The organism is Streptomyces sp. UNOB3_S3 (assembly GCF_020740895.1).
Classification (GTDB): Bacteria; Actinomycetota; Actinomycetes; order Streptomycetales; family Streptomycetaceae; genus Streptomyces.
In genome coordinates this window covers 1-22,397 of sequence record NZ_JAILXP010000080.1, presented here as the reverse complement: position 1 = coordinate 22,397, position 22,397 = coordinate 1, and the positions used below count along the sequence as shown (strand labels likewise).

Below are 22,397 nucleotides of genomic sequence, written 5' to 3'. Positions count from 1 at the left end.
TCCCCGGACTCCCCGCCGACCCCGACGACGACCCCGCCGCCTACGTCGGCCTCTCCGCCGACGCGGCGGAGAGGCAGGCACGCGCCCGCGGCTGGACGGACGTACGGACGCTGCCGCCCGGCACGATCGTCACCATGGAGTACCGCGCCGGCCGGCTGAACCTGGAGGTCGAGCACGGCACCGTACGGCGCTGCTGGAAGGGCTGACGGACGCGCGGCGGCCCGGACACGTGCGAAGGCGGCCCCGGAGATTCTCCGGGGCCGCCTTCGCGGTGTTCCGTGACCGGCGTGACCGCCGGGCGGCGGCGGGCTCAGGCCCGGCCGCGCCCGGCCGACGGGCCGAAGGACGCGCCGCGCGGCAGGTGCGATCCGCCCCCGGCGGCCCGGGCGGCCGTCCCGCCGCCGGAGCGGCTGCCGGCGCCCACGGGCTCGCGGACCGGCAGCTCGTCGTCGGCCGGGGTGCGGGGCGCGCCCAGCGGCACGGACGCCGCGACCGGCACGGGGAAGGGCGCCGTGAGCAGCCGGCCGCTGCGCAGCCGCAGCCACACGCCCAGCAGCCAGGCCTCGGTGCGGGCCATCAGCGGCTCGAACCAGGGCAGGGCCAGCAGCACCAGCAGACCGGCGGTCCAGCCCAGGGTGACGTCGCTCATCCAGTGCGTGCCCAGGTAGACCGTGGTCATCCCGACGCCGAGCGCCAGCATCGCGGCGCACACCGAGGAGATCCGCCGGGTGCGCGGCGTGGTGGCCAGATAGGCGAGGACGCCCCAGGTCACCACCGCGTTCGCGGTGTGTCCCGAGGGGAATATGTCGCCGCCCGCGAACATCTCGTTCGAGCCGACGGCGGTGGCGTAGTGCGGACCGAGCCGGCCCATGCCGATCTTGGCGGCGCCCACGGTCGCGTTGAGCAGCAGCAGCGAGGTGCCCAGCACCAGCAGCGGGCGCAGGGTCTTCTGTCTGTACGTGCACCAGCCGAGCCAGGCCGCGACGGCCACGGCGGTCGGGCCGCGCTGGCCCAGGACCACGAAGTAGTCGAGGAAGGTGTGGATCTCCGGCCACTGCTTGTACGGCCGGAAGAGCATGACCTGCCAGTCGAAGCGCACCGGCCAGGAGGTGGTGAGCACGCCGACCACGATCGCCACGTAGACCACGGAGGTGGCCACGAAGATGCCCAGGCGGGTCCGGGTCATCCGCGGCCGCACGGGTTGGGAGCGCTCCTCCGCAGGGACGAGCTCGTCGTTGGTACGCACTCAATCGACGTTACATTGCGTGACAGGAGGGTTCGGCCGATCGAGGCTCTTTGTGATGACGATGTGATGTGGAATGCGTCTCAATCGTGGCACACCGCATGTTTGAAACGGCGGAATAAGAATCGGTTAAAGAAACGCGGGACGGCTTTGGTCAAAGCCTGGCGAGGCATTAATTCCTTTTCGTGGGACCGCGTTTATCGGTGTGTGGCCGAGGGGTTCCACACCGTTTCCCGGCGGGCCGCCGGGTCGTCCGGGAATTACGATCATGGCGGGCCGGAACCGTGCAGCCAGAACGCGCCATAGGCCGCCGACGCAAGCGCGAGCGCCGTCATCACCGGCACCGCGCGCACCGTGCGTAGCCGGGCCAGGGCCACCGCCAGGGGCAGCAGCAGGGGAAAGGCCGGCAGCATCAGCCGTGGCTTGGACCCGAAGTACCCCTTGGCCGTGAGCGCCAGCAGCAGCACCGTCCCCGTGTAGACGAGCAGCGGCAGCGGCTGCCCCTGGCGCACTCCGGCCAGATACAGCCGGATCACCAGGGCCACGCCGAGCAGCAGCGCGACTCCCGCGGGCCAGGCGGGTCCCGTCAGCTGTTCCCGGATGAACGAGCCGAAGGCCAGTCCGCCATCGAAACCATTGCCCCACCCGCCCTGGACATCGAGATAACCGGTGACGGAACCGGTGCGCACCCCCACCCAGGCGACATACGCCAGCCAGCCCAGGGGGGCGAGCACCACTCCCGGCAGCACCCGCGCGAACGGCGGCGCCTCGCCCCGGCGGCGCGCCCGGAGAAGGACCACCGCGGCGGTCAGCCAGACCGCCGCCACCACGGCCGCCCCCACCGGCCGGGTCAGCCCGGCCAGCGCCGCCAGCGCGCCCGCCCACGCCCACCGGCCGGTCAGCACGCAGTACAGGGCCCACGCCGCCAGCGCCGTGAAGAGGGCCTCCGAGTACGCCATCGACGTGACGACGCCCACCGGCAGCGCCGCCCACACCCCCACCAGCGCCACACCGGCCCGCCGCCCGTACCGGAGCGCGCCGACCGCGAAGATCCCCCACGCGGCGGCGAGACCGGCGACCGCCGAGACCACCAGGCCCGCGTCCCCCGCCGACAGCGGCAGGACCGCCGACAGCGACCGCTCCAGCCAGGGCAGCAGCGGGAAGAACGCCAGGTCGGAGTGGACCTTGCCGCCCGCCAGCTGGAGCGTGTAGCCGTACCCCTGCTCGGCTATCCGCGCGTACCAGATGGAGTCCCAGCGCGCCGACAGCAGATGACGCGCCTCCTTGCCGTCCGCCAGCCCCCACAGGGCCAGCGCCACCACCCCCAGCACGCGCACCGCCGTGTACAGCAGCAGCGCGGGCGCCGCCCGGCGCAGCGCGGCGCGGGCCCGTACGGCACGGGCCCGCGCGGGCCCGCCGCCGCCGGGGGCGCCGGCGGATATGCCGGACGGCGCCACGTCGGCGGAGGCCGGGGAGGTGGAGGAAGCGTGGACGGTCACCGATCGATTGTCCCAGTCCCGCGGCGTGAGAGGGGCCACGTGGGTTCCGGCGGGGTTCGCGTACGCTGTCGACTCACTCGCCCCCCGATACCGCCGGGGCTCTTTGGTCCCCAACTGGTTTCCCCGGCCCCACGGCCGCGAGCGCATGACACGGAGGTGTGTGGATGTCCGGGACGACCACCGCCGGCCCCCGACGGCCGGTCGGCGTTCCCCGGCAGCGGCTCCGGCCGCGCCGAGCGGAAGGGCCGGGCGCCGCCGCGGCGGGCCGGTGGACCGTTCTCGTCGTCCTCTGCGTCAGCCTGCTCCTGGTCGCCGTCGACGCCACCGTGCTCCACGTCGCGGTCCCGGCCGTCACGGAGGACCTGCGCCCGGGCGCGATACAGCTGCTGTGGATCGTCGACGTCTACCCCCTCGTCTGCGCCTCGCTCCTCATCCTCTTCGGCACCCTCGGCGACCGGGTCGGCCGCCGCCGGGTGCTGCTCCTCGGCTACGCCCTCTTCGGGGTGGCCTCCGCGCTCGCCGCGCTCGCGCCGACGCCGGAGGTCCTGATCGCGGCCCGGGCACTGCTCGGCGCCGGCGGCGCGATGATCATGCCGGCGACGCTCTCGATCCTCCGGCAGGTCTTCCCCGACCGCCGGGAGCGCGCCCTGGCCATCGGCGTCTGGAGCGCGGTGGCGGCGGTGGGCGCGGCCGTCGGGCCGCTGCTCGGCGGCTTCCTGCTGGAGCACTTCTGGTGGGGCTCCGTCTTCCTCATCAACATCCCGCTCATGGCCGTCAGCCTCCCCGTCGGCCGCTGGCTGCTGCCCGAGTCGACCGGCGACCGCGACGGCCCGTGGGACGTCCTCGGCGCGCTGATGGCGGCGTTCGGCCTGTTCGGCCTCGTCTACGGGGTCAAGCGGGTGGGCGGCGCGGAGGCGCTGTCGCTGGGCACGGTCGTCCCCGCGGCGCTCGGCGCCGCGCTCCTCATCCTCTTCGTACGGCGGCAGCGGCGGCGGGACCATCCGCTCGTCGACCTGACGATGTTCACGCGCCCCGCCTTCGGGACCTCCGTCGGCTGCATCGTCCTGGCCATGCTGGCGCTGGTCGGGCTGGAGCTGGTCGCCGCGCAGTACCTCCAGCTCGTCCTCGGCCTCACCCCGCTGGAGACGGGCCTGCGCCTGCTGCCCCTCACGCTCGCCGCGATGGCGGCGGGCCTCGCGGGCTCGCGGGTGCTCCAGCGGTTCGGGCCGCGCGCGATGGTCTCGGCGGGTTTCGTGCTCACCGCGATGGCGGTGCTCTCGCTGACCGTGATGGGCCGGGAGGACCGCCCGTACGCGCTGGTCGCCGGGTTCGTCCTGCTCGGCTTCGGCCTGGAGACCACGCTCTTCGGCGCGTACGAGTCGATGCTCAGCGAGGCCCCCGCGGAGGCGGCGGGCGGCGCGGCCGCGATCGGCGAGACGTCGTACCAGCTGGGCGCGGGCATCGGCATCGCGCTGCTCGGCAGCGTCATGAACGCGGCGTACGCGCCGGGGGTGGACGGGGTCCCGGGCGTCCCGAGCGCGGCCGGGCGGGCCGCGAGCCACTCGCTGGGCGAGGCGTACGAGGTCGCCGACCGCCTCGACGCCCCGGCGGGCGCGGCCCTGCGCGCCGCCGCGCGGGACGCTTTCGTGCACGGTCTGCACGTGACGCTGGCGGTCAGCGCGGGGCTGCTGGCACTCGGGGCGGTGGCGGCCCTGCGGTTGCCGCGCGGGCTGGACACGGCGGAGGGCTGAGGGCGGCTTCGGCACCGCCGGGCCCCTTGCGGGGCCCCAAAACCGCCGCGACGGCGACCGGCCACCGCCTACGTGCCCGGCGGTGCCGAACCCCACCCCGGCCGGGTCTGGACGCCGGCGGTTACCCACCCGTAGCGTGCTGGGCAAGCGATGATCACCCCGCACCGAGCCGGAGGCTGCCCCGTGTTCGATCCCCATGATCCGCTCGGCATCGACGACCTGCTCACCGACGAGGACCGGGCCATCCGGGACTCCGTCAGGAGCTGGGCGCGCGACCGCGTGCTGCCGCACATCGCGCAGTGGTACGAGAGCGGCGAGGTCCCCGTGCGCGAACTCGCCCGGGAGCTGGGCGCCATGGGCGCCCTCGGCATGCAGCTCACCGGCTACGGCTGCGCGGGCGCGAGCGCCGTCCAGTACGGGCTGGCCTGTCTGGAGGTGGAGGCGGCCGACTCCGGCATCCGTTCCCTCGTCTCCGTGCAGGGCTCCCTCGCGATGTACGCGATCCACCGCTTCGGCTCCGAGGAGCAGAAGCGGCGCTGGCTGCCTGGCATGGCGACCGGCGAGATCATCGGCTGCTTCGGGCTGACCGAGCCCGACCACGGCTCGGACCCGGGCGGGATGCGGACGTACGCCAAGCGCGACGCCGGCGGCGACTGGGTGCTGACGGGCCGCAAGATGTGGATCACCAATGGCTCGGTGGCCGGGGTCGCGGTCGTCTGGGCCCGGACGGACGAGGGCATCAGGGGCTTCGTCGTCCCCACCGACAGCCCCGGCTTCTCCGCACCGGAGATCAAGCACAAGTGGTCGCTGCGCGCCTCCGTCACCAGCGAGCTGGTCCTGGACGAGGTGCGGTTGCCCGCCGACGCGGTGCTGCCGGAGGCGAAGGGGCTGGGCGGTCCGCTCGGCTGTCTGAACCACGCCCGGTACGGCATCGTGTGGGGCGCGATGGGCGCCGCGCGCACCTGCTTCGAGACCGCGCTGGACTACGCGCGCACGCGCGAGCAGTTCGGCAGGCCCATCGGCGGCTTCCAGCTCACCCAGGCCAAGCTGGCCGACATGGCGCTGGAGCTCCATAAGGGCGTGCTGCTGGCCCACCATCTGGGACGGCGGATGGACGCGGGGCGGCTGCGGCCGGAGCAGGTGAGCTTCGGGAAGCTGAACAACGTGCGGGAGGCGATCGAGATCTGCCGTACCGCCCGGACGGTCCTGGGCGCCAACGGGATCTCGCTCGAGTACCCCGTGATGCGCCATGCGACGAACCTGGAGTCGGTGCTGACCTACGAGGGCACCGTGGAGATGCACCAGCTGGTGCTGGGCAAGGCGCTCACCGGCCTCGACGCGTTCCGGTGAGCACCTGCCCAGGACCTAGCTCTGATTGAAGAAGCCGCCCTGCATGCGGCCGCCCTCCCCGCTGACGACCTTGTAGTCGGCGGGGGTGAGCAGGAAGACCCGGTTGGCCACGCGCTCGATCGAGCCGCGGAGGCCGAAGGTCAACCCCGCGGCGAAGTCCACCACCCGCTTGGCGTCGCTGGGCTCCATGCTCGTGAGGTTGACGATGACCGGTACGCCGTCCCGGAAGAGCTCGCCGATGCCCCGGGCGTCCCGGAAGCCGTCCGGGGTGACCGTGGCGATGCGGGTGCCCTGCTCCTGCGCGACCTCGTCGGCCACGCGCACCTTGGGGTTGGTCACCCAGGAGTCGCCGGGTTCGGTCCCCTCGTCCGAGTCCTCTTCGTAGCCGCCGTAGTAGCGCTCGTCATCGTTGTCGTCGACGAGGCCAAGCCACGCACTCGCCTTGCGCACCGATCCCATGGACGCCTCCTCTCACACGCGGTGTGTTCCGCCCGCTCCTCTATGGTCGTCCATGATGCGGATGATGTGCCAAGTGGATGGCGGCCATGCGGGGATTTCGTGACGCATCTGGTGCAAAGTGGGTGGCGGTGCGTCAGAAACTCCTATGAGCCGACCTTAGGCGTCGGACCTGGGCATATGCGGCATGGGCCGGAGTGGACGGGCTCCGGCCCAGCTCGATTGTCCCCGCTGACTAGGATGCCCGGGCACATCGACACCACACACGGGGACACGTTTTGTTCGGGATCATCAGGCCATGCCGTCATCGACTCTCCGAGCGCATGCGAGCGGAGTGGATGGCACATCTCTGCGGGCTCTGTCTGGCGTTGAGAGGCGATCACGGGCAATTCGCTCGAATAGCAACCAACTATGACGGTCTCGTCATATCAGTGCTGGTCGAGGCGCAGTCCACGAGCTCGGGGGAGTCCGGCGCCTGGCGGCGTACGGCAGGGCCCTGCCCGTTGCGCGGGATGCGCTCCGCGTCCGTGGCCCAGGGGGAGGGCGCCCGGCTGGCCGCCACGGTCTCGCTCGTCCTGGCCTCCGCGAAGATGCGCGACCATGTCGCTGACGGAGACGGGCTGTTGGCGCGCCGTCCGGTCGCGGCGGCCGCGCGCGGCATCGCCGCCCGCTGGGAGGGGGCGGGCGCCCGCACGGGAGCGGAACTCGGCTTCGACACGGCCGTTCTGGTCGACGCCGTCGAACGGCAGGCGGGCATCGAGGCGCTGGCCGGTCCGGGCACCTCGCTGCTGGAGGTCACCGAGCCCACCGAGACGGCCACCGCCATGGCCTTCGGGTACACGGCCGTGCTCGCCGGCAGGCCCGGCAACCGGCCGGCCCTGGAGGAGGCGGGCCGGCTCTTCGGCCGGCTCGCCCATCTCCTCGACGCCGTCGAGGACCTGGAGGAGGACGCCCGCACCGGGTCCTGGAACCCCATCACCGCGACCGGTGCCGGCCTCGACGAGGCGCGGCGGCTGTGCGACGACGCGGTGCGCGGGGTGCGGCTGGCCCTGCGTGACGTTGCGTTCGGGAGCAAGTCCCAGGGCAGGCTGGCCCACCTCCTGCTGGCGCACGAGCTGGAACGTTCCGTGGACCGGGCGTTCGCGACCGGCGGCTGCGCGACCCACGGACACGCCGCCGACGCGCACACGGCCGGTCACGGGCACACGACCGGTCACGGGCACACCGCGCCCGAGGGCGCGTTCGGGCCGCCGCCCGTGATGCCACCCACCGCGCCGCCGGAGCCGCCGAGGGGCGGCCGGCGGCGACGGCGCGGGCTGATCGCCGGCTGCGCGGTCTGGACCGGCATGTTCTGTACCGGCCAGATCTGCTGCAAGGACCCCTACGCGGACCCCTGGGACGGGCGGCCGCGCGAGGGCTGGTGCGCCAAGTGCTGTGACAACTGCGATTGCGGCGATTGTGGAGACTGCTGCGATTGCTGTGACTGTTGCAGCAAGTGCTGCGATGGTTGCGACTGCTGTGACGGTTGCGACTGCGGCTGTGACTGCTGAGCCGCACGGCGCAAAGGTCCGGTGCGTGGACGTGCGAGGGGAGGGTGCGGCTGAACTGCCGCGCTGGTGAAGGCAGCGGGCGCCGGGGCGCGCGGGCGCCCCGGCGCGCGTCGGGTCTCGGCGGTACGACGGCGCGCGGTCAGCGCGGACAGGAGGCGGACCACACCCGACCGAAGTCGATGTGGCCGCGAATGACGAGCCGTTGCCCAGGACGCATGACATAAGTGGAGCAGCCATCCGGTTGTCCCGTCAACCGAGTTGAGACGAGCTGTCCACACTGCGGACGCCGTTCTGGACAGAGTTGACAGCGGACCGAGGCCCCGGCTTAGCCTCGACGTCCGGTCGTGCTGAGGGGCGCGGCCGTGTGAAGGCGGCACCATCCCGTGTTCGATCACCGCATCCACGGAGCCTTCGCATGCCCGCGCACTCCCCGTCCGCACACCTGCGTGCCCCCTCCCTCGTCGTCATCGGCGCGGGCCCGCGCGGCACCGGCCTCGTCGAGCGCATCGCCGCCAACGCCCCCGAACTCCTCACGGGCGCCCGCCTCGACCTCCACCTCGTCGACCCGTACCCGCCGGGCGGCGGCCGGGTCTGGCGGCACGACCAGTCCCCGCTGCTGTGGATGAACTCCATGGCCGAGGACGTCACGATGTACACCGACGACTCCGTCGAGTGCGCCGGCCCGGTGCGGCACGGCCCCTCGCTCGCCGAGTGGGCGGCCCGCGTCCGCGACGGTGCGGAAACGATCCACCTCGATCCCGGAACGGCCGCCGAGGCCCGGGAACTGACGCCCCGGAGCTTCGCCGGGCGCCGGCTCCAGAGCGCCTATCTGTCCTGGGTGTACGACCGCGCGGTCGCCGCCCTGCCCGCCGGGATCACCGTCCACGAACACCGCCGCCGGGCCGTACGGCTCTCCGGGCCCCACGACGGCCGGCAGCGGGTGTGGCTGGAGGGCCGGGACCGGCCGCTCCTCGCCGACGCCGTCGTTCTCGCCCTCGGCCACCTCGACGCCGACCCCGGCCCGGAGCAGCGGGCCCTCGCCTCCTTCGCCACCGGCCACGGACTGACCTACCTGCCGCCCGAGTTCACCGCCGACAGCGACCTCGCCGCCCTGCGCCCCGGCGAGCCCGTCCTCGTACGCGGTCTCGGCCTCGCCTTCGTCGACCTCATGGCCCTGCTGACCGAGGGCCGAGGAGGACGGTTCACCACCGACGACAGGGGCACGCTCACCTACCACCCCTCCGGGCGCGAGCCCGTCCTCCACGTGGGATCCCGTCGCGGCGTCCCCTACCGCGCCAAGCTCGGCTACCGCTGGCACGGCGAACACCCCCCGCTGCCGCGCTTCCTGGGCCCCGCCGAGATCGAGGAGCTGCGCTCCCGCCCCGGCCCGCTCGACTACCACCGCGACATCCGGCCGCTGGTGGAGAAGGAACTCGGCTTCGCCCACTACCACCGGCTGTTCACCGCCCACCCGGCCCGGACGGCCGTCGACTGGCAGGTCTTCGAGGAGAAGTACGCCGCCTGCGCCCCCGGCAGCGCCGAACTCGACGCGCTGGTCTCCGCGTCCGTGCCCGACCCGGCCGACCGGCTCGACCTGGAGACGCTCGACCGCCCGCTCGCCGGACTGCGCTTCCCCGACGGGGAGGCGCTCCAGGCGGGCCTGCGCGCCCATATCGAGGCCGACCTCGCCCGCCGCCACAACCCCTGCCACAGCCCGGACCTCGCCGTCTTCCTCGGGCTGCTCTCCGTCTACGGGCAGCTCGCCGGACTCGGCGACTTCGGCACGGAGTGGCACGGCTTCTTCAGCTATCTGGCCTCCGGGCCGCCCGGCCCCCGGCTGCGGCAACTGCTCGCGCTCTCCCGCGCGGGAGTCGTCCGGTTCCTCGGCGCGGACACGGCCTTCGAGACGGACGCGGAGCGCGGGGTGTTCCGGGCGCGGAGCGTGAGCGCGCCCGGCCTCGACGTCGAGGCGCGGGCGCTGGTGGAGGCGCGACTGCCGGAGCCGTCCGTTGCGGGGTCGCGTGACCCGCTGCTGCGCGGGCTCGCCCGGGAGGCGCTCGCCACCCCCGCCGGGCTGCTCGCCGTCAGTCCCGAGGACGGGCGGGTCCTCGGGCGGGACGGGGTGCCGCACCGGCGGCGGTTCGCCCTTGGGCCGCATACGGACGCGCGGTCCTCGGGGGCGTTTGCGCGGCCGGGGACGAACGCGCCTGCCTTTCGGCAGAACGATGCCGCTGCGCGGGCGCTTCTTGCGCTGTGCGCGGGTGTGCGCTGAGGCCGGTTCGCGTCCGCGGGCCGGTTGTGCCCACCCGTTCCGCCCTGCGGAACGCCTGCCCACAACCTTCTGGAGGGATTCCCCTATGCCTGAACCCACCCGTCCGCTTCATCTCGCCGTCGCTCTCGACCGGGTCGGTGGCCACGCGGCCGAGCCGTATGTCGAGGCCGCCCGGCTCGCCGAGCGGGGGCGGTTCGACTTCGTGACGCTCGGCGACTCGTTCGGGCCGCCCGGACGGGGGCGGGGGCGGCTCGACGCGCTCGCCGTGCTCGCCCGGGTCGCGCCCGCCACGGAACGGATCGGGCTCGTGCCCACCGTCACCACCACGCACACCGAGCCGTTCCACGTCTCCTCCGCCCTGGCCACCCTCGACTGGGCGAGCCGGGGCCGCGCCGGCTGGACCGTCGGAGTGTCCACGGACGACCGCGAGGCGGCGGTCTTCGGGCGGCGCGAGGCGCCGGACGCCTGGGCCGCCTGGCGCGAGGCCGAGGCGGTCGCCGACGTCGTCGCCCGGCTGTGGGACAGCTGGGAGGACGACGCCGAGATCCGGGACGTCCCCACCGGGCGCTTCATCGACCGCGACAAGCTCCACTACGTCGACTTCGAGGGCCCCGGCTTCAGCGTGCGCGGCCCCTCCATCGTGCCCCGGCCCCCACAGGGCCGGCCCGTGACCGCCGTCGACGCCACCGCGCCGGCCGCCCAGGCCACCGCCGCCCACCACGCGGACATCGCCTACGTCCGCGTCGGCAACCCCGACGACCCCCGGGCCGCGCACGCCGTCCGCGCCGCGCGCGGCGACTTACGGCAGCGCGCCCGGGCCCACGGCCGCGAACCCGGCTGCCACGCCGGCCGGCTCGTCGTGCTCGCCTCGCTGCCGGTCGCGCTCCACGCGGCCGCCGACGCGGTCGCGCTCGCCGACCTCGTCGACCGCTGGTACACCGACGGCGTCGCCGACGGCTTCCACTTCCGGCCCAGGGACCCCGGCCGGGACCTCCCGCTGCTCGTCGACGGCACCGTGCCCGTGCTCCAGCACCGGGGCCTGCTGCGCGGCTTCTACCCCGGCTCCACCCTCCGTGAGCACCTGTGCCTGACCCGCCCCGCCAACCGCTACGCCACCCCCAGCAGGGAGACCGCATGACCGCGCGCAAGCGGATGCACCTCGCCGCGCACTTCCCCGGCGTCAACAACACCACCGTCTGGGCCGATCCGCGCGCGGGCAGCCAGATCGACTTCGCCTCCTTCGAGCACCTCGCACGCGTCGCCGAGCGCGGGCTCTTCGACTTCTTCTTCCTCGCCGAAGGGCTGCGGCTGCGCGAGCACAAGGGACGGGTGCACGACCTGGACGTCGTCGGCCGGCCCGAGTCGCTCACCGTGCTGAACGCGCTGGCCGCCGTCACCGGACGGCTGGGCCTCGCCGCCACCGTCAACGCCACCTTCAACGAGCCCTACGAGCTCGCCCGGCGCCTCGCCTCCCTCGACCACCTCAGCGGCGGGCGCGCGGCCTGGAACGTCGTCACCTCCTCCGACGCCTTCACCGGCGAGAACTTCCGGCGCGGCGGCTACCTCGACCGGGCCGACCGCTACACCCGGGCCGCCGAGTTCGTCGCCACCGCCCGGGAGCTGTGGGACTCGTGGACCCCTGACGGCACCCCCCGCCCCTTTGCCCACCACGGGCGGCACTTCTCCGTCTCCGGGACCTTCGACGTGCCCCGGAGCCCGCAGGGCCACCCCGTGGTGATCCAGGCGGGGGACTCCGACGAGGGCCGGGAGTTCGCCGCCTCCGCCGCCGACGTCATCTTCACCCGGCACGGCACCCTGGAGGCGGGCCGCGCCTTCTACGCCGACGTCAAAGCGCGGCTGGCGGCGTACGGGCGGCGGCCCGGGGACCTGAAGATCATGCCCGGGGTGACCTTCGTGCTGGGCGACACCGCCGCCGAGGCGCAGGAGAGAGCGGACTTCATCCGCGAGCAGCAGGTCTCCCCGCAGACCGCGATCCTCACCCTGGAACAGGTCTGGGGCCGGGACCTGTCCGGCTACGACCCCGACGGCCCGCTGCCCGCCGTCGACCCCGACCCGGAGGGAGGGCTGACCCGGGGCCGGGTGCCCCTGGGCGATCCGTTCGCCGTCGCCGCCAAGTGGCGCGCCCTGGCGGAGGCCAAGGGACTGTCCATCCGGCAGACCGTGATCGAGGCGACCGGGCGGCAGTCCTTCATCGGCACCCCGCGCCAAGTCGCGGCGCGGATGGACGAGTTCGTCACCGAGGAGGCCGCGGACGGCTTCATCCTCGTCCCCCATCTCACCCCCGGCGGGCTCGACGACTTCGTCGAGCGGGTCGTCCCCCTGCTCCAGGAGCGTGGCGCGTTCCGTACGGAGTACACGGGGTCGACACTCCGGGAGCACCTCGGGCTTCCGCTGCCCGTATGGAAAGGTTGACGGCCATGAGCACGAGTGACGCGCGACAGCGGTGGAAAGAGTGGCGCGAGGAGCGCACCGAGGTGGTCTCGGCCCCCTACGGCCCGCTCTCCCTGACGGGGACGTACTGGCTGTCCGGCCTTCCGGAGGGGCGGATCCCGGACACTCCCGGGCGCTGGACCGAGGCCCCGGACGGCTCGGGTGTGCTGCTGACCGCGGCCGCCGGCGACGGGCTCGCCCTGGACGGGCGGCCGTTCGAGGGCGGGACGGTGCTCACCCCCGACGCCGGGCCGGGCGCGGCCCGGGTCGCCCACGGGGAGCGGAAGCTGGTGGTCATACGGCGCGAAGGGCTGTGGGCGGTCCGGGTGTTCGACCCGGATGCCCCGGGCCGCCGGGCGTTCGCCGGGATCGACGCCTTCGAGTACGACGGGAGCTGGGTGCTGCCCGGGGTGTACCGCCCGTACGACCGGGATCAGACGGTCGCGGTGGAGAACGCCGACGGGCGGACGCGCGGCCTGGGCGTCGCCGGTGAACTGGCCTTCGTCAAGGACGGGGAGGAGTACGCGCTGCGGGTCTCGGCGGAGGCCGACGGCTCGCTGTGGGCCGTCCTCGCCGACGGCACCAGCGGCGTCTCCAGCTATCGCTTCCGTTTCCTCAAGCCGGGGGCGCCGGACGCCGAGGGGCGGCTGACCGTCGACTTCAACCGGGCGCTGCTGCCGCCGTGCGCCTTCGCCGACCACTTCATCTGCCCCTTCCCGCCGCCGGGCAACCGGCTGCCCGTCGACGTCCCGGCGGGGGAGCGGAACCTCCTCGCGCGCTGACGCGTCACAGCGTCTACTCGAAGCAGCCCCCGGGCAGGGCCGGGCGAGGACGACCCGGACGGGCGATCGCCCCGGCGGCCGGAGAGCCGCCGGGGCGCTTCGTGGTGCGCGGGGGGCGCGTCCGAAAGGAGCCCTTGCGCCACGCCGCCCATGGCCCGAATACTCCCGAACAGCGCTTGTCAGGGGCACGGCGAAAGCGGAATCCGGTGTGCCTTTTTGGCTGCGCCTCACGGGTCCGCGCCCACCACGTGGATCCCCGACCCCCCACGGGAGGAAGAACGTGAGGATCAAGCGCACCACCCCCCGCAGCGGCACCACCGGACACATCAGGGTCCTGGCCGTGACCACCGGACTCCTGGCCGCCTCTGCCCTCGTCACCGGCGTCGCCCGGGCCGAGCCCGGCGCGACGGCCGCCCCCTCCGCCGCCCGGCTGGCCTCCTTGAATGCGGCCGTGGAGTCCGCAGACGTCCCCGGCACCGCCTGGGTCGTCGACCGGGCCGCCGGATCCGTCGTCGTCACCGCCGACTCCACCGTCTCCGACGACGCCATAGCGAAGATCAGACGCTCGGCCGGGGACGACGCCGACGCGATACGCGTCGAACGCGCCCCCGGCACCTTCCGGAAGCTGCTCGCCGGCGGCGACGCGGTCTACGCGCCGAGCTGGCGCTGCTCGGTCGGCTTCAACGTCCGCAAGGGCAGCACCTACTACTTCCTGACCGCTGGCCACTGCACTCAGGGCAAGCCGCAGTACTACACCAACTCCAGCCACACCACGAGCATCGGCCCCACCACCGGCACCAGCTTCCCGGGCAACGACTACGGCATCGTCCAGTACGCCAACGGCTCGATCCCGCACCCCAGCGCGGTCAACCTCTACAACGGCGGATCGCAGCGCATCGCCACCGCCGGCAACGCCACCGTCGGACAGCGCGTCCAGCGCAGCGGCTCCACGACCGGAGTGCACGGCGGCACCGTCACCGGCCTGAACGCCACGGTCAACTACGGCAACGGCCAGGTCGTCCGCGGCCTGATCAAGACCAATGTCTGCGCCGAGCCGGGCGACAGCGGCGGCGCCCTCTTCGCCGGCTCCACCGCCCTCGGCCTCACCTCCGGCGGCAGCGGCAACTGCTCCTCCGGCGGCACGACCTTCTTCCAGCCGGTCACCGCGGCGCTCAGCGCCTATGGGGTGAGCGTCTTCTGACCCGCCGGGCGCCCCTCGCGGGCGCCCCCTCCCCACGCCTGACCGCGAGCGCGCTCCGCCCTTCCCCACGCCTGCGGCCAGCAGCAAAGGAGCCCCCGGCCCCCGGGCCGGGGGCTCGACCACACCCGGGCGCGGGCATACCGTGGATGTGTATCACCCGACGGCAACGGCAGGGGGTCATGATGCTCGCAGACCTCGTGGCGGCGGCGGTGGCCGCCGGGTCGGCCGGGGCGGTGTACCTGGCCGCGGCGTCCCGGGTGGTCAAGCAGTACGAACGCGGAGTGGTGCTGCGGCTGGGCCGGCTGCGGTCCGAGGTCCGCCAGCCCGGATACACCATGATCATTCCGGGCGTCGACCGGCTGCGCAAGGTGAACATGCAGATCGTCACGATGCCCGTGCCGGCACAGGAGGGCATCACCCGTGACAACGTCACCGTCCGGGTGGACGCGGTCGTCTATTTCAAGGTCGTCAACCCCGCCGAGGCCGTGATCGCGGTCGAGGACTACCGCTTCGCCGTCTCCCAGATGGCCCAGACCTCGCTGCGCTCGATCATCGGCAAGAGCGACCTGGACGATCTGCTCTCCAACCGGGAGAAGCTCAATCAGGGTCTGGAGCTGATGCTCGACAGCCCGGCCATCGGCTGGGGCGTGCAGATCGACCGGGTCGAGATCAAGGACGTCTCGCTGCCGGAGACGATGAAGCGCTCGATGTCGCGCCAGGCGGAGGCCGAGCGCGAGCGCCGGGCCCGGGTGATCAACGCGGACGCGGAGCTGCTGGCGTCGAAGAAGCTCGCCGAGGCGGCGGGGACGATGGCCTCGCAGCCGGCGGCGCTGCAACTCCGGCTGCTCCAGACGATCGTGGCGGTGGCGGCGGAGAAGAACTCGACGCTTGTGCTGCCGTTCCCGGTGGAGCTGTTGCGGTTCCTGGAGCGGGCGGGGGCGCCGGTGGAGCCGGAGGGCCCTCCGGGCCCGGAGGCTTCGGGCCCGCCGCCTGCGCCCCCCGTCGGTCCGGAATCCGGTGAGGGGGAGGCGGGTATCGGACACGTGTAGGCCCCGGCCCCTCACTGTTCTCATGCTTCGGACGGGCCGAACCGGCCCGTCCGAAGCATGAGAACACCCAGGGGCGCGCGCATGGAAATGCGCGCTTCTGAAATTCGCCCTTGTGCACTCCCTCGCCCGGTCGGGACACTCGACGGACCAACTTGGCATGGACGCGACCTCCTCTCGGGGGTGCGGCTGTGTCGTTCGTCCTCCGGGCCCGGGCCGCGTCCCGAACCTGGGCCCAACCCCCCACTGGAGGTGCCGAGTTGAAGATCCGTCGGGTGTTCGCGCGTGCCGTGCCGGCCGTGGTGGCGGCGGCCGCCCTCGCCCTGGTGACGCTCGTCCCGCAGCAGGCCCAGGCCTCGCAGGGTCCGGTCGTCCCCACCGCCCTCGCGGGGCTCACCGCGCTGACGGCGGCGGGGTCGTACTACGACGAGGAGTCCGGGCGGCTCGTGGTCAACGTTCTCGGGCGGGACGCCGAGGAGATCGTCCGGGCGGCGGGCGCGCTGCCCCGGCGGGCCCGGTTCTCCCAGGCGCGGCTGGACGCGACCCGGCGGACGCTGAACGACCGGGCGGCGATCCCCGGCACCGCGTGGGTGACGGATCCCAGAGTCGACCGGGTCGTCGTGACCGCCGACAGCACGGTCACGGGGGAGAGGCTGACCCGGCTGAAGGAGATCACCTCGAAGCTCGGCGACACCGTGACCGTGCGGAGAATCGGCACCCGCCTCACCCGGATGATCGCCGGCGGCGACGCGATCTGGGGTGGCTCCGCCCGCTGTTCGAACGGGTTCAACGTGCTCAAGGACGGGCAGCCGTATCTGCTGACCGCCGGGCACTGCGGCAACGTCGTGGCGAACTGGTCGGCGGAGAAGGGCGGGCCGGTGGTCGCCACCACCCAGACCTCCGTCTTCCCCGGCCATGACTACTCCCTCGCGAAATACGCGCCCGGTGTCGAACACCCCGGCGCGGTGGCCCTCGGCGGCCGCCGGACACAGCCCATCACCCATGCCGCACCCGCCTACAACGGCGAGTCCGTGTGGCGCAGCGGCTCCACCACCGGGGTGCACGGCGGGCGGGTCACGGGTCTCGACGCGACTGTCAACTATCAGGAGGGCCAGGTCACCGGGCTGATCGAGACCTCGGTGTGCGCCGAGCCGGGCGACAGCGGCGGCCCCCTGTTCGACGGCGACGCGGCGCTCGGCCTGACCTCGGGCGGCAGCGGGGACTGCAAGGTCCCGGGCGCGAAGACGTACTACCAGCCGGTGCCGGACGCGCTGGCCGCCACCGGGGCGGTCATCGGCTGACCCCGCCATGGACCGCGGCCCCCGGACACACCTCCACGGTGTCCGGGGGCCGCTTTTCGCGCGAGGGCGCGCTCCGGTCGGAGCCGGGACCGAGGTCCGGCTCAGAACTCGAAGACCGTGCCCTTGCCCGCCTTCAGTTCGCACGGGTTGGAGAACGTGTGCTCGAAGCTGACCCTGCGGCCTTCCCAGACGCCTTCCGCGGTGACGGTGGAGGGGTTCCACTCCCGCGTACACGCGGTGCCCTCCTTGATCTTCACGACCTTGTCGAAGTCGCCTCCGCTGAGTCGCAGCTGGGCGCAGGCGCCGCGGGTGTCCGGGTGGGTGCCGCCGGCCTTCGGCATACAGGTGAGCGTCACCGCGCGCTGAACGCCGGCGGTCGCGGCCGAGTCGCCCTGGCCGATGGTGAGTACGAGCGCTGAGGGCGCGTACAGACTCTGCGTCTGTGCCGCGGGTATGGGCGAGGGCGAGGCGGTAGCCGTCGTTCCCGCTCCCGCCAGGCTGCCCAGCGCGAGCGCGGCTCCCAGCGCGATCCCCCCAGTGATGTACCGCATTCCGAACACTCCCTTGTTCGTGGGTGCAGATAACGGACGGCAGTCTGGCCCAACTCGCGCATGAACGCACCCCGGACGAGCACTTTCAGTCGTCACACGAAAACCCTGTGTAGCGGTTCCGGGTGGCCGGATCTCATGTGGGGCCGGTCTCCCCGGCGGTGCCACGGGAGTGTCGGACGGGGAAGCGAGTCCGGATCGGTGGGATATGGAGGGATTTAATGTTTCAGGAGTGTTGACCAGCAAGGATGCCTTGTTTTCATTGAGGAAATATCAAGCGAGCCTTTGAAGACTGGATTTACAACCCGCTAAACCATTGGATCCAATGTCTGCCGGGTCGCCCCGGGAGACCCCCGGAGCCCGGCCGAAAAGAGGCTCGCCCGGTGACCGCGCGGTGGTCGCGCCCATTCCGGAGCGCCGCAGCAATGGCCGAAGACCACTCAGACCGACCGTTCGGTCTGTCGTTCCGGGGGCCTCCCGTATACGACCTCGTCGGTCTCATGGTCCCGTGGTCCCGTCAGTCGGTCGGGACCCTGCGCCCGCGCCGGAGTACGGCGGAGAGCAGCGTGACCGCCGTGCCCGCCACGGCCCACGCGGAGAGCACCAGCAGCGGGCCGGTGAGCGCGTTGCCCCGGAAGTACGCCAGCGAGCGGGCCGACCAGGTGCCCGCGCCCGGCGGGAGGGCCGGGCCGATGGCCCGCCAGAAGGGCGGCAGCAGGGGGTAGGGGTAGGCCCCGCCCGCGCTGGGGTTGCCCAGGACCACGACGACGGCGATCGCCAGCCCGATGCCGACGACGCCCACCAGCCCCTGGAGGGCCAGCGTCAGGGACCCGACGGCGAAGACGATCAGCGCGCCCAGCCCCCACAGGCCGAGGATCCCGCCCGGCAGCGCGCCCAGGACCGGGCCCGCGATCACCGTGCCGAGCAGGCCCGCGGCCAGTGCGTAGAGCGCGAGGGCGGCCAGCCGGATGACGGCCCGGTGGAGGTTCGCGGGGCGGGCGCCCGCGCTGATGGCGAGGATCGCGGCGCACAGGTAGCCGCCCACGCACCAGCCCACGACCAGGTAGAACGCGCTGAGGCCGCGGGCGTCGCCGGCGGCGGCCGGGGCGGTGTCGACGACCCGCAGGGCGCGCCCCTCGGCCCGTTCGGCACGGGTGAGGACCGCCTCCGCCGCCTGGGCGAGCGAGGCGCCCGCGCCCCCGGCGACGAGGAGGGTGTCGGTGGTGCCGCGCGGCTGGACGATCAGGGCCGCGTCCAGGTCCCGCGCGCCGATCTCCGCACGGGCCCGTGCCTCGTCCGGGACCGTGCGCGGGGCCAGGGGGTGGCCGGGGAGCGCGTCGAGCTTCCGCGCCAGCTGGTCGCCGAGCGCCCCCGGTGCGACCACGCCGATCGCGATGTCCTTGGGCTTCGGGCTGTGGAAGGCGCCGACGTAGGAGGCGACGAAGGCGAGCTGGAGCACCAGCGCGCCGATCACCAGGGCCGCCGCCCGGCCCGTCACGGCGTCCCGGACCTCCTGGACGAAGCGGGCGCCGACGCCGGGGGTGCTGGCCATGCCCCGAGCCTGCGGGGTCCGGGCGTCGGGCGCAGGCGGTGGGGTCCGGCCGGGTGACACTCGCGCATGTGTTCGTACGAATGTTCGAGTCTTGGTCTATGGTGGAGACAGGGGAGCGAAAAGAATCGGCCAAGGGGAGGGGGCCGCGAGCGGCAGGAGGTGCGATGGCGGCGTTCCGGGCGACCTCCGGGTTCACCCACCTGCGCGTCGCGTCCGGCTTCTCGGCGCGCTACGGGGCCACGCACCCCGAGCGGCTGGCCGAACGGGCCGCCGAGCGCGGCATGGACGCCCTCGCCCTCACCGACCGCGACAGCCTCGCCGGAGCGGTCCGGTTCGCCAAGGCCGCGGCCGGCGCGGGCGTGCGCCCGCTGTTCGGCGTGGACCTGGCCGTCTCCGGCCCGCCGCCCGTCGGCGGCCCCACGGTGCGCCACCGCGCCCCCGCCCGCGGCGGCGCCTTCGTCGACGAGTCCGCGCCCCGCGCGGTCTTCCTCGCCCGGGACGGCGCCCCCGCCTGGGCCGCGCTGTGCGGGCTGGTCTCCGCCGCCCACGCGAGCGGCGCCGGGCGGCCCGAGGTGCCCCGGGAGGAGCTGGCCCGCGCCGGCGCCGGGATCCGCGCCCCGCTGACCGTCCTGCTCGGACCGGACTCCGAGATCGGCCGCGCGCTCGCCGCCGGACGCCCCGACCGGGCCGCGCGGCTGCTGCGGCCCTGGCGCGAAATGTTCGGTGACGGGCTGCGGCTGGAGGCCGTCTGGCACGGCCGCACCGGCACCGGACCCGGCTCGCTGCGCCTCGCCGCCCGGACCGTCGGCTTCGCCGCCGACCAGGGCGTGCGCGCCGTCCTCAGCAACGCCGTCCGCTACGCCGACCCCGGCCAGGGGCCCGTCGCCGACGTCCTCGACGCCGCCCGCCGGCTGGTGCCCCTCGACCTCCGCCGGCCCGAGGCCCTCGACAGCGGCGAACGCTGGCTCAAGGACCCGGCCGCCATGACGGCCGTCGCCGCACGGCTCGCGGAGGCCGCCGGCCTGCGCCGGGACGCCGCCCACCGGCTGCTCGCCACGACCGAGGAGACCGCGGCCGAGTGCCTCGTCGACCCCCAGGACGACCTGGGCCTGGGCTCCGTCCACTTCCCCGAGGCGTATGTGGTCGGCGTCGGCCACCGCACCGCCGCCCGGGTGCTCCGCTCCCGCTGCGCCGCCGCCATGGTGCTGCGCGGACACGACCGCGACCGCCGCTACTGGGACCGGCTGGAGGACGAGCTGCGCACCGTCGAACAGCGCGGCCTCGCCTCGTACTTCCTCACCGTCGCCCAGGTCGTCGACGACACCCGCGCCCTCGGCATCCGGGTCACGGCACGGGGCTCCGGCGCGGGCTCCCTCGTCAACCACCTGCTCGGCATCGCCCACGCCGACCCCGTCGCCCACGGCCTGCTGATGGAACGCTTCCTGTCCACGCGGCGCACCGCGCTCCCCGACATCGACATCGACGTCGAGTCCGCCCGCCGCCTGGAGGTCTACCGCGCGATCTTTGACCGCTTCGGCGCGGAGCGTGTCGCCACCGTCGCCATGCCCGAGACCTACCGGGTCCGGCACGCCGTACGGGACGTGGGCGCCGCCCTCGGCATGGCGCCGGCCGTCGTGGACCGGCTCGCCAAGTCCTTCCCGCACATCCGCGCCCGGGACGCCCGCGCCGCGCTCGCCGAACTGCCCGAGCTGCGGGCCGTGGCCGCCGAGGACCACGGCCGGCTGTGGGAACTGGTCGAGGCACTGGACGGGCTGCCGCGCGGCGTCGCCATGCACCCCTGCGGCGTCCTGCTCTCGGACGCCACGCTGCGCGCCCGCACCCCCGTCGTGCCCACCAGCGGCCAGGGATTCGCGATGTCGCAGTTCGACAAGGACGACGTGGAGGACCTGGGCCTGCTCAAGCTCGACGTGCTGGGCGTGCGGATGCAGTCCGCCATGGCGCACGCCGTCGGGGAGATCGAACGGGCCACCGGGCGCCGGATCGACCTCGACGACCCCGCGCAGGTGCCGCCCGGCGACCGGCGGACGTACGAACTGATCCGCTCCACCGAGACCCTCGGCTGCTTCCAGATCGAGTCGCCGGGACAGCGGGACCTGATCGGACGGCTGCAGCCCTCGACCGTCCACGACCTCGTCGTCGACATCTCGCTCTTCCGCCCCGGCCCGGTCGCCGCCGACATGGTCCGGCCCTTCATCGAGGCCCGCCACGGCCGCGCCCCCGCGCGCTACCCCCACCCGGACCTGAAGGAGGCGCTGGCCGAGACCCACGGCGTGGTCGTCTTCCACGAGCAGATCATCGAAATCCTGCACATCATGACCGGCTGCGGCCGGGACGACGCCGACGAGACGCGCCGCGCCCTCTCCGACCCGGCGCTGCTGGGCCGGGTACGGGCCTGGTTCGAGGAGAAGGCGGCGGCGCGCGGCTACGAGCCGGACGCCGTCCGCCGCACCTGGGAGATCGTCGAGGCGTTCGGCAGCTACGGCTTCTGCAAGGCGCACGCCGTGGCCTTCGCCGTGCCCACCTACCAGTCGGCCTGGCTCAAGGCCCACCACCCGGCGGCCTTCTACGCCGGGCTGCTCACCCACGACCCCGGGATGTACCCCAAGCGGCTGCTGCTCGCCGACGCCCGGCGGCGCGGGGTGCCGATCCTGCCGCTGGACGTCAACCGCTCGGGAACGGCCTATTCGATCGAACTGGTGTCCGATGGGGTTTTCGGGATCCGGCTCGCACTCTCCGACGTACAGGGCATCAGCGAGGCCGAGACACGCCGGATCGTCGCTGGACGCCCGTACACCTCGCTCCAGGACCTGTGGCAGCGCGCCCGCCCGGGCCGGCCCGTGGCCGAACGACTGGCCCGGGTCGGGGCGCTGGACGCCTTCGGCACCAACCGCCGGGACCTGCTGCTGCACATCGCCGGACTCCACCGCGGACTCCACCACGGACGGCGGGTGCCCGCCACCCAGCCCACGCTGATCGACAGCGCCCGGACCGAGCCCGCCGGCCTGCCCGACCTGGACCCGGCCGAACGGCTCGGCGCCGAGCTGTCCGTCCTCGGCATGGACGCCTCCCGCCATCTGATGACCGATCACCAGGCCTTCCTGGCCGAGCTGGGCGCGATCCCCGCCCGGCGGCTGCGCGATGCCCGCCACGGCGAGACCGTCCTGGTCGCGGGCGCCAAGGCCGCCACGCAGACACCTCCGGTGCGGTCGGGACGGCGGGTCATCTTCACGACCCTCGACGACGGCACGGGCCTGGTCGACTGCGCGTTCTTCGACGACAGCCACGCGGCGTGCGCGCATGTCGTCTTCCACTCCTGGCTCCTGCTCGTCCGGGGTGTGGTCCAGCGACGCGGGCCGCGCAGCCTGAGCGTGGTG

Annotated in this window: 17 protein-coding genes; 12 read left to right on the top strand and 5 right to left on the bottom strand. The window is 73.7% G+C overall.

The features are described from left to right. On the top strand, nt 1–206 hold a 206-nt coding region (locus K6I33_RS11860; protein WP_229350742.1), incomplete at its 5' end, for an I78 family peptidase inhibitor. 104 nt (nt 207–310) lie between these two features. Here the strand turns inward: K6I33_RS11860 and K6I33_RS11855 are convergent. Next, nucleotides 311–1,246, bottom strand: coding sequence for a phosphatase PAP2 family protein (locus K6I33_RS11855; protein ID WP_229350739.1), 936 nt, complete (start codon nt 1,244–1,246; stop codon nt 311–313). 263 nt (nt 1,247–1,509) lie between these two features. After that, entirely contained in the window at nt 1,510–2,700 is a 1,191-nt protein-coding gene (locus K6I33_RS11850; protein WP_374284117.1) for a hypothetical protein, read from the bottom strand. A gap of 206 nt (nt 2,701–2,906) precedes the next feature. On the opposite strand from K6I33_RS11850, the gene K6I33_RS11845 reads away from it, so the two are divergent. Both K6I33_RS11845 and K6I33_RS11840 read left to right on the top strand, forming a co-directional pair. Next, nucleotides 2,907–4,493 carry an MFS transporter gene (locus K6I33_RS11845; protein WP_229350737.1) on the top strand — a complete coding sequence of 529 codons (1,587 nt, stop codon included), beginning with the start codon at nt 2,907–2,909 and terminating at the stop codon, nt 4,491–4,493. A gap of 150 nt (nt 4,494–4,643) precedes the next feature. Then, nucleotides 4,644–5,843: an acyl-CoA dehydrogenase family protein gene (locus K6I33_RS11840; RefSeq protein WP_229350735.1), complete on the top strand. Its 1,200-nt coding sequence runs from the start codon at nt 4,644–4,646 to the stop codon at nt 5,841–5,843. A 15-nt stretch (nt 5,844–5,858) separates the two neighbouring features. Here the strand turns inward: K6I33_RS11840 and K6I33_RS11835 are convergent, their stop codons facing one another. Then, nucleotides 5,859–6,302 carry a cell division protein SepF gene (locus K6I33_RS11835; protein ID WP_229350733.1) on the bottom strand — a complete coding sequence of 148 codons (444 nt, stop codon included), beginning with the start codon at nt 6,300–6,302 and terminating at the stop codon, nt 5,859–5,861. 275 nt (nt 6,303–6,577) lie between these two features. Between K6I33_RS11835 and K6I33_RS11830 the strand changes: the two genes are divergently transcribed. The 8 genes from K6I33_RS11830 (at nt 6,578) to K6I33_RS11795 (ending at nt 16,902) form a co-directional block, all read left to right on the top strand. After that, nucleotides 6,578–7,849, top strand: a complete 1,272-nt coding sequence (locus K6I33_RS11830) for a DUF5685 family protein (protein ID WP_229350732.1) — start codon at nt 6,578–6,580, stop codon at nt 7,847–7,849. Between the two features lie 415 nt (nt 7,850–8,264). After that, nucleotides 8,265–10,121: an FAD/NAD(P)-binding domain-containing protein gene (locus tag K6I33_RS11825; protein ID WP_229350730.1), complete on the top strand. Its 1,857-nt coding sequence runs from the start codon at nt 8,265–8,267 to the stop codon at nt 10,119–10,121. A gap of 85 nt (nt 10,122–10,206) precedes the next feature. Beyond that, on the top strand, nt 10,207–11,259 hold the full coding sequence (locus tag K6I33_RS11820) for an LLM class flavin-dependent oxidoreductase (protein WP_229350729.1): 1,053 nt from the start codon (nt 10,207–10,209) through the stop codon (nt 11,257–11,259). Further along, nucleotides 11,256–12,554: an NtaA/DmoA family FMN-dependent monooxygenase gene (locus K6I33_RS11815; protein ID WP_229350727.1), complete on the top strand. Its 1,299-nt coding sequence runs from the start codon at nt 11,256–11,258 to the stop codon at nt 12,552–12,554. The genes K6I33_RS11820 and K6I33_RS11815 overlap by 4 nt, the downstream gene beginning before the upstream one ends. Nucleotides 12,555–12,559: 5 nt before the next feature. Beyond that, the gene (locus K6I33_RS11810) at nt 12,560–13,354 is read left to right on the top strand and encodes a DUF1684 domain-containing protein (RefSeq protein WP_229350725.1); all 795 of its coding nucleotides are present in this window, start codon (nt 12,560–12,562) and stop codon (nt 13,352–13,354) included. A 280-nt stretch (nt 13,355–13,634) separates the two neighbouring features. Next, nucleotides 13,635–14,555, top strand: a complete 921-nt coding sequence (locus K6I33_RS11805; protein ID WP_229350724.1) for a S1 family peptidase — start codon at nt 13,635–13,637, stop codon at nt 14,553–14,555. Nucleotides 14,556–14,737: 182 nt separating this feature from the next. Then, on the top strand, nt 14,738–15,604 hold the full coding sequence (locus tag K6I33_RS11800) for a slipin family protein (RefSeq protein ID WP_229350722.1): 867 nt from the start codon (nt 14,738–14,740) through the stop codon (nt 15,602–15,604). Between the two features lie 257 nt (nt 15,605–15,861). Next, entirely contained in the window at nt 15,862–16,902 is a 1,041-nt protein-coding gene (locus K6I33_RS11795) for a S1 family peptidase (RefSeq protein WP_229350720.1), read from the top strand. A gap of 101 nt (nt 16,903–17,003) precedes the next feature. Here K6I33_RS11795 and K6I33_RS11790 read toward each other — a convergent pair whose 3' ends face one another. Next, complete coding sequence (locus K6I33_RS11790; RefSeq protein WP_229350718.1) at nt 17,004–17,453, bottom strand: subtilase-type protease inhibitor; 450 nt, start codon at nt 17,451–17,453, stop codon at nt 17,004–17,006. 514 nt (nt 17,454–17,967) lie between these two features. Then, nucleotides 17,968–19,002 (bottom strand): DUF3533 domain-containing protein, encoded by a 1,035-nt coding sequence (locus K6I33_RS11785; RefSeq protein WP_229350716.1) that lies wholly within the window; start codon nt 19,000–19,002, stop codon nt 17,968–17,970. A gap of 164 nt (nt 19,003–19,166) precedes the next feature. Here K6I33_RS11785 and K6I33_RS11780 point away from each other — a divergent pair. Next, nucleotides 19,167–22,397: DNA polymerase III subunit alpha (locus K6I33_RS11780; RefSeq protein WP_229350714.1), on the top strand; the 3,231-nt coding region annotated here is incomplete at its 3' end.